Here is a 5,386-nt window from a genome sequence, read left to right as displayed (position 1 = left end):
GCCTCTGCGGGAGCTTCAACGGCAATATCATTGCCGCTGCGCTCAAGCTGGCCCGGGAGAAAACCGCGGAAGGCCTTGAGGTAAGCTTTGTCTGCATGGGCAAAAAGGGCCGCGACGCCATGAAGTCGTGCGGCTACAAGATCACACAGGCCTACGCTGACCGCATGGGCAGCATAGACTTTGCCCTGGCAAATTCCATAGCCAAAGAAGTCATCTATGGCTACGAGACACTTGCCCTTGACGAAGTGTGGCTGATCTACGGCGAGTTTGTGTCCATGGGGCAGCAGCCCCCGCGCAGCCTCTGCCTTTTGCCCCTCAAAACGCCTGAGGCTGAGGAAATCGCCGAAGAAGCCGGAGAACCGCGCTGCGAATACGTATACGAACCGCAGGAAGAAAAGCTGTTGGCGGAGCTTCTGCCCCGCTACGTCAAAGTACAGATTTACCGTGGCATGCTGGACACTTCGGCCAGCGAGCATGCGGCCCGCATGGCCGCTATGGACAACGCCACGCGTAACTGTAACGAAATGACCAACATGCTGACCCTGCTCTATAACAAGACGCGGCAGGCTTCCATCACCAGCGAACTCATCGACATCGTCGGCGGCGCTGAAGCGCTGAAGGGTTAAGGAGCCAACTAATGAGCAAAAACATCGGTAAAATCGTCCAGGTTATCGGCGCTGTCGTGGACGTTGAGTTCAGCGACGGCAACCTGCCGAGTATCTTCACCGCCCTGGAGATCAAAAACCCGAACAACACCGACGCCCCGGACCTGATCTGTGAAGTGGCACAGCACCTGGGCGACAACGTTGTCCGCACCATCGCAATGGACGCCACCGAAGGTCTGGTGCGCGGCATGGACGCGGTCGATACCGGCCAGCCCATCATGGTGCCCGTGGGTAAACCCTCCGTGGGCCGTATTCTCAACGTTATCGGCCGCCCCGTGGACGAACTGGGCCCCATTAACGCTGAAAAATACTATCCCATCCACCGTCCGGCTCCGGCCTTTACCGACCAGAACACCAAGGTCGAACTGCTGGAAACCGGCATCAAGGTTGTGGACCTGCTTGTACCCTTCCCCAAGGGCGGCAAGATGGGCCTCTTCGGCGGTGCCGGCGTGGGCAAGACCGTTATCCTGATGGAGATGATCAACAACATCGCCAAGCAGCACGGCGGCTCTTCGGTCTTCGCGGGCGTGGGTGAACGCACCCGTGAAGGTAACGACCTCTATCACGAACTCAAGGATGCGGGCGTTCTGGAACGCGCCACCCTTGTATACGGGCAGATGAACGAGCCTCCGGGAGCGCGTGCGCGCGTGGCCCTTACCGCTCTGGCCTGCGCGGAATACTTCCGCGATGAAGAACATCAGGACGTGCTCCTCTTCATCGACAACATCTTCCGCTTTACCCAGGCCGGTTCCGAAGTGTCCGCCCTTCTGGGCCGCATGCCTTCGGCCGTGGGCTACCAGCCCACCCTCGGCACGGACCTTGGTTCGCTGCAGGAACGCATCACATCCACCAATACCGGTTCCATCACGTCGGTGCAGGCCGTTTACGTCCCTGCTGACGACTTGACTGACCCGGCCCCGGCCACCACGTTCTCGCATCTGGACGGCACGCTCGTGCTTTCGCGCCAGATCGCGGAACTGGGTATCTACCCCGCCGTGGACCCGCTGGACTCCACCTCGCGCATTCTTGACCCCAACGTGGTGGGTGAAGAACACTACGCGGTGGCCCGGCGCGTGCAGATGGTGCTGCAGAAGTACAAAGAACTGCAGGACATCATCGCCATCCTCGGCATGGACGAACTGTCGGACGAAGACAAGCTCACCGTGGCGCGCGCGCGCCGCATCCAGCGCTTCCTGTCCCAGCCCTTCCACGTGGCCGAAACCTTTACCGGCACTCCCGGCCAGTATGTGAACCTTGAAGACACCATCAAGGGCTTCAAGGGCATTCTGGACGGCGCCTATGACCACATGTCTGAAGGCGACTTCTACATGCTGGGCGGTATTGAACAGGCCGTGGCCAAGTACGAGCAGCGCAAGCTGCAGGAAGAAAACTAAGAGCATTGACGCCTGTCATGCGGCCGGGCACGCAGCACGGCCGCATGACAGCCATAGCTGGCTTACAGGAGCGAAGGAGTACCTATGGGCACACTGCAACTGGAAGTGGTGACGCCAGACAAAACCGTGGTTAGCGGCGAAGTTGAAATGGCCGTTTGCCCCGGAATTGAAGGCGAATTCGGCGTGCTGCCCAAGCACGTCTCCCTGCTCTCCGCTCTCAAGACTGGTGGCCTGCGTTACAAGACGGCGGGCGGCAAGGAAGAGTACGTTTTCATATCCGGCGGCTTTGCCGATGTGAATAATGATGTGCTCACCGTGCTGGCCGAATCTGCCGAACTGGCGCAGGATATAGACACCGCAAGAGCCATGGCCGCCAAAGAACGCGCTGAAAAGCGCATTACCGACCATGCCGAGCAGACCGATGTAACCCGCGCTGAAGCGGCCTTGCACCGGGCTTTGATCCGCCTGCAAGTGGCCCAACTGCGCTGACCACTAGTGTTTCGTATCAAAGGCCGCGTGGTGCTTGCGCACCACGCGGCCTTTTTCTTTACTCCCCCACACACGCCACCACAGCCCGCAACAGGCGGCAGCCTCTAGCTGGCCTGCCACCTGACGGGCTGACTACGTCAATCCCTCTGTATATAGGCCCAGAAGACCACGCTACCGGCACACAAACAGGCAGCAGGGCATTGACCGGTTGCCGGTAGTGCATGAGCCGCGCCTTCATCCTGAAATTTTAAGCGCGACAATGGCCGCCACAATCAGGCCGACATAAAGCGCCTTGCGGATACTTCTTTTCTCCCCCCAGAACAGCAAGCCCGATGCCACAGTGCCGATGACGCCAATACCGGTATAGGATGTATAGGCTATGGACACATCAATCTGCCGCAATGCCAGATACAGAAAAAACAGCGAGCTTGCGAGCCCCAGCCCGTAAACCACAAATCCTCTGCCATAGCGCTTGAACGCAATATCCCTGACCCCGGCCACAACGGCAATTTCCAGCAACCCGGCTATAACCAGATACACCCAGCTCATGTCAGCCCTCTTCTCTCTTGAGCTGGATAATGGAAAACAGAATAACGGCAATGGCCGTAACAGCCGTGAGCGTTATCCTTTTATCAAAAAAGCAGACATCAAGCGCATAGGTTCCCACAGTGCCGAAAGTCACAAAAAGCACGTAGGCTATGGAGGCTTCCATCCTCTTTGTCGCCAGAACCAGAAAAATAAAACTGCCCGCAATGCATGCCAGAGTCACAGCCCATTCCAGAGGCAGTTGGGCGTACTTCAGGCCCGCAGCCCAGGCGATTTCCAGACCGCTGGCAGCAAGCAGCAAAACCCAGCTCAGCATCTTATTTCCGCTCCTGTGCAACACGTCCGGAAGCAGGCCCCAGCAGGGCGTCAAGGTCTTCAAATATGCTTTGCCACTGACTGTCGTCCATTTGCAGCAAGCCGAAGTACCGTAAAAGAAAAGCCCCTTCCGCCGCCAGGTAGGCGATACGGGCGGCGCGTGCTTCGTCGCTGTTTGTCTGCAAATTTTCAAGACGCGCGGCATGCCAGCGCCGGATCCACTCACGCAGGTCGTCAGACTCCATCAGCATGGCCAGATGGCATGCGGCCCTGACGTTCAGGCGCTCTTCGGCGGCGGTAATGCGCACATGTGCCTGAACTTTTTCCAGGTCAGAAGTCTGCTCCACGGGGCGGCCTGTCACTTGTTCCAGACACTCATCGTAGTTTGCGGCCCAGCGCTCGGCCATGGCGTGTACCAGGCCGCTCTTGGTTCCAAAGCAGGACTGAACGCCCCCCTTGGAAATACCGGCCGCCTGGGCCACCGCGCCAATGGTCAGCGCCGTTGCGCCGCCTTCGGTGACGATGTCTTCCGCCATGTCCAAAACCCGGTCACGGTCAATGGAACGGGGCTTGCTCATATTGCGCTCCTTTTAAATCAATACATACGTATGTATTTAAACTAAAGATTCCAGTCAATACAAAATTCCGCAGCGGATGCCAGCCGTTATGCAAACCCGAAGCACACTGCGCGGCAGCAGCCTGGTCTGTCATCGTCTGCTGCGAGGCACGCCGGGAAACCGCTGGCCTTTGCATGGACTTCATGACAAATTTTGGCTATACAATTCTGCTACGCAACCAGATTTTACGCAGGAAAACACATGGTAAAGCAAGAAAATATACGCAATTTTTGCATTATTGCCCATATCGACCACGGTAAGTCAACCCTGGCCGACCGCATTCTTGAGCTTACCCAGGTGGTTAGCCAGCGTGAGGCGCGGCAGCAATACCTTGACAGAATGGACCTCGAACGCGAACGCGGCATTACCATCAAGGCCCAGACCGTGCGCATTCCCTACTTTGCCGCCGATGGTCAGGAATATGAACTGAACCTCATCGACACCCCAGGCCACGTGGACTTCAACTATGAAGTTTCACGTTCGCTGGCGGCCTGCGAAGGCGCTCTTCTGGTGGTGGACGCCACCCAGGGGGTGGAAGCACAGACCCTGGCCAACGTCTACCTGGCGCTGGACCACGACCATGAAGTCATCCCCGTGCTCAACAAGATAGATCTGCCCAGCGCTGAGGTTGACCGCGTCAAGGCTGAAATTGAAGAAAGCATCGGCCTCGACTGTTCCCAGGCACTCCCTGTGTCCGCCAAAACGGGCATGGGAGTGGACGCCGTGCTGGAAGCCATCGTGCATCACCTGCCCGCGCCCAGAGGGGACCGGTCGGCCCCGCTCAAGGCACTTATTTTTGACTCCTGGTATGACAGCTATCAGGGCGTGGTGGTGCTTTTTCGCATCATGGACGGCAGCGTGCGCAAAGGCGACACCGTGCGCCTCATGAGCACCGGCAAGGAATACGAAGTGCTGCGCCTGGGTGTTTTTTCGCCGGAACCTACTGACGTCAAAGATCTGTTCGCTGGCGAGGTGGGCTTTCTCTGCGGCTCGATCAAGGAACTGGGCGATGCCCGCGTGGGCGATACCATCACCCACGCCGAACGCCCCGCCACAACGGCGGTTCCCGGCTTCAAAGAAGTAAAGGCCATGGTTTTCTGCGGGCTTTACCCCACAGAATCCGAAGATTATGAAAATCTCAAGGCCGCGCTGGAAAAACTCCAGCTCAACGACGCTGCCTTTTCCTATGAACCGGAAACCTCGCAGGCTCTTGGCTTCGGCTTCCGTTGCGGCTTTCTGGGCCTTTTGCATATGGAAATCATCCAGGAGCGCCTGGAGCGGGAATTTGAGGTGGGGCTTATCGCCACCGCGCCCTCCGTGGTCTACAAGGTGGTGACGATGGACGGCAAAACGCTGGAAA

At 58.0% G+C, this 5,386-nt stretch carries 7 protein-coding genes; 4 read left to right on the top strand and 3 right to left on the bottom strand.

What is annotated here, in order from left to right:
* The 3 genes from atpG to QZ377_RS02395 form a co-directional block, all read left to right on the top strand.
* Positions 1–626, top strand: a 626-nt coding sequence (gene atpG / locus QZ377_RS02405; protein ID WP_291439192.1) for an ATP synthase F1 subunit gamma, incomplete at its 5' end; no start/stop codon positions are given.
* A gap of 11 nt (positions 627–637) precedes the next feature.
* Positions 638–2,059, top strand: coding sequence for a F0F1 ATP synthase subunit beta (atpD, locus tag QZ377_RS02400; RefSeq protein WP_291439190.1), 1,422 nt, complete (start codon positions 638–640; stop codon positions 2,057–2,059).
* An 84-nt stretch (positions 2,060–2,143) separates the two neighbouring features.
* Positions 2,144–2,548: a F0F1 ATP synthase subunit epsilon gene (locus QZ377_RS02395; protein ID WP_291439188.1), complete on the top strand. Its 405-nt coding sequence runs from the start codon at positions 2,144–2,146 to the stop codon at positions 2,546–2,548.
* A 234-nt stretch (positions 2,549–2,782) separates the two neighbouring features.
* Here the strand turns inward: QZ377_RS02395 and QZ377_RS02390 are convergent, their stop codons facing one another.
* The 3 genes from QZ377_RS02390 to QZ377_RS02380 are packed head-to-tail and all read right to left on the bottom strand — an operon-like array spanning position 2,783 to position 3,987.
* A complete protein-coding gene (locus QZ377_RS02390) occupies positions 2,783–3,097 on the bottom strand; it encodes an SMR family transporter (RefSeq protein WP_291439186.1) in 315 nt (104 codons plus the stop codon).
* 1 nt (position 3,098) lies between these two features.
* Positions 3,099–3,410 carry an SMR family transporter gene (locus QZ377_RS02385; protein WP_291439184.1) on the bottom strand — a complete coding sequence of 104 codons (312 nt, stop codon included), beginning with the start codon at positions 3,408–3,410 and terminating at the stop codon, positions 3,099–3,101.
* 1 nt (position 3,411) lies between these two features.
* Positions 3,412–3,987: a TetR family transcriptional regulator gene (locus QZ377_RS02380; RefSeq protein WP_291439182.1), complete on the bottom strand. Its 576-nt coding sequence runs from the start codon at positions 3,985–3,987 to the stop codon at positions 3,412–3,414.
* Between the two features lie 240 nt (positions 3,988–4,227).
* Here QZ377_RS02380 and lepA point away from each other — a divergent pair.
* The coding region (gene lepA, locus QZ377_RS02375; RefSeq protein WP_291439181.1) for a translation elongation factor 4 at positions 4,228–5,386 on the top strand (1,159 nt) is incomplete at its 3' end.

Origin of the sequence: Desulfovibrio sp., from assembly GCF_019424165.1 — a bacterium.
In the GTDB taxonomy this organism is placed as follows: Bacteria; Desulfobacterota; Desulfovibrionia; order Desulfovibrionales; family Desulfovibrionaceae; genus Desulfovibrio.
Note: the sequence above shows the minus strand (reverse complement) of the source record. Positions and strands in the feature narration are given on the sequence as shown.

Bases quoted from the DNA above. Each gene is read 5' to 3' on its own strand.
- atpD (WP_291439190.1), top strand. From the start codon at position 638: ATGAGCAAAAACATCGGTAAAATCGTCCAGGTTATCGGCGCTGTCGTG.
- QZ377_RS02395 (WP_291439188.1), top strand. From the start codon at position 2,144: ATGGGCACACTGCAACTGGAAGTGGTGACGCCAGACAAAACCGTGGTT.
- QZ377_RS02390 (WP_291439186.1), bottom strand. From the start codon at position 3,097: ATGAGCTGGGTGTATCTGGTTATAGCCGGGTTGCTGGAAATTGCCGTT.
- QZ377_RS02385 (WP_291439184.1), bottom strand. From the start codon at position 3,410: ATGCTGAGCTGGGTTTTGCTGCTTGCTGCCAGCGGTCTGGAAATCGCC.
- QZ377_RS02380 (WP_291439182.1), bottom strand. From the start codon at position 3,987: ATGAGCAAGCCCCGTTCCATTGACCGTGACCGGGTTTTGGACATGGCG.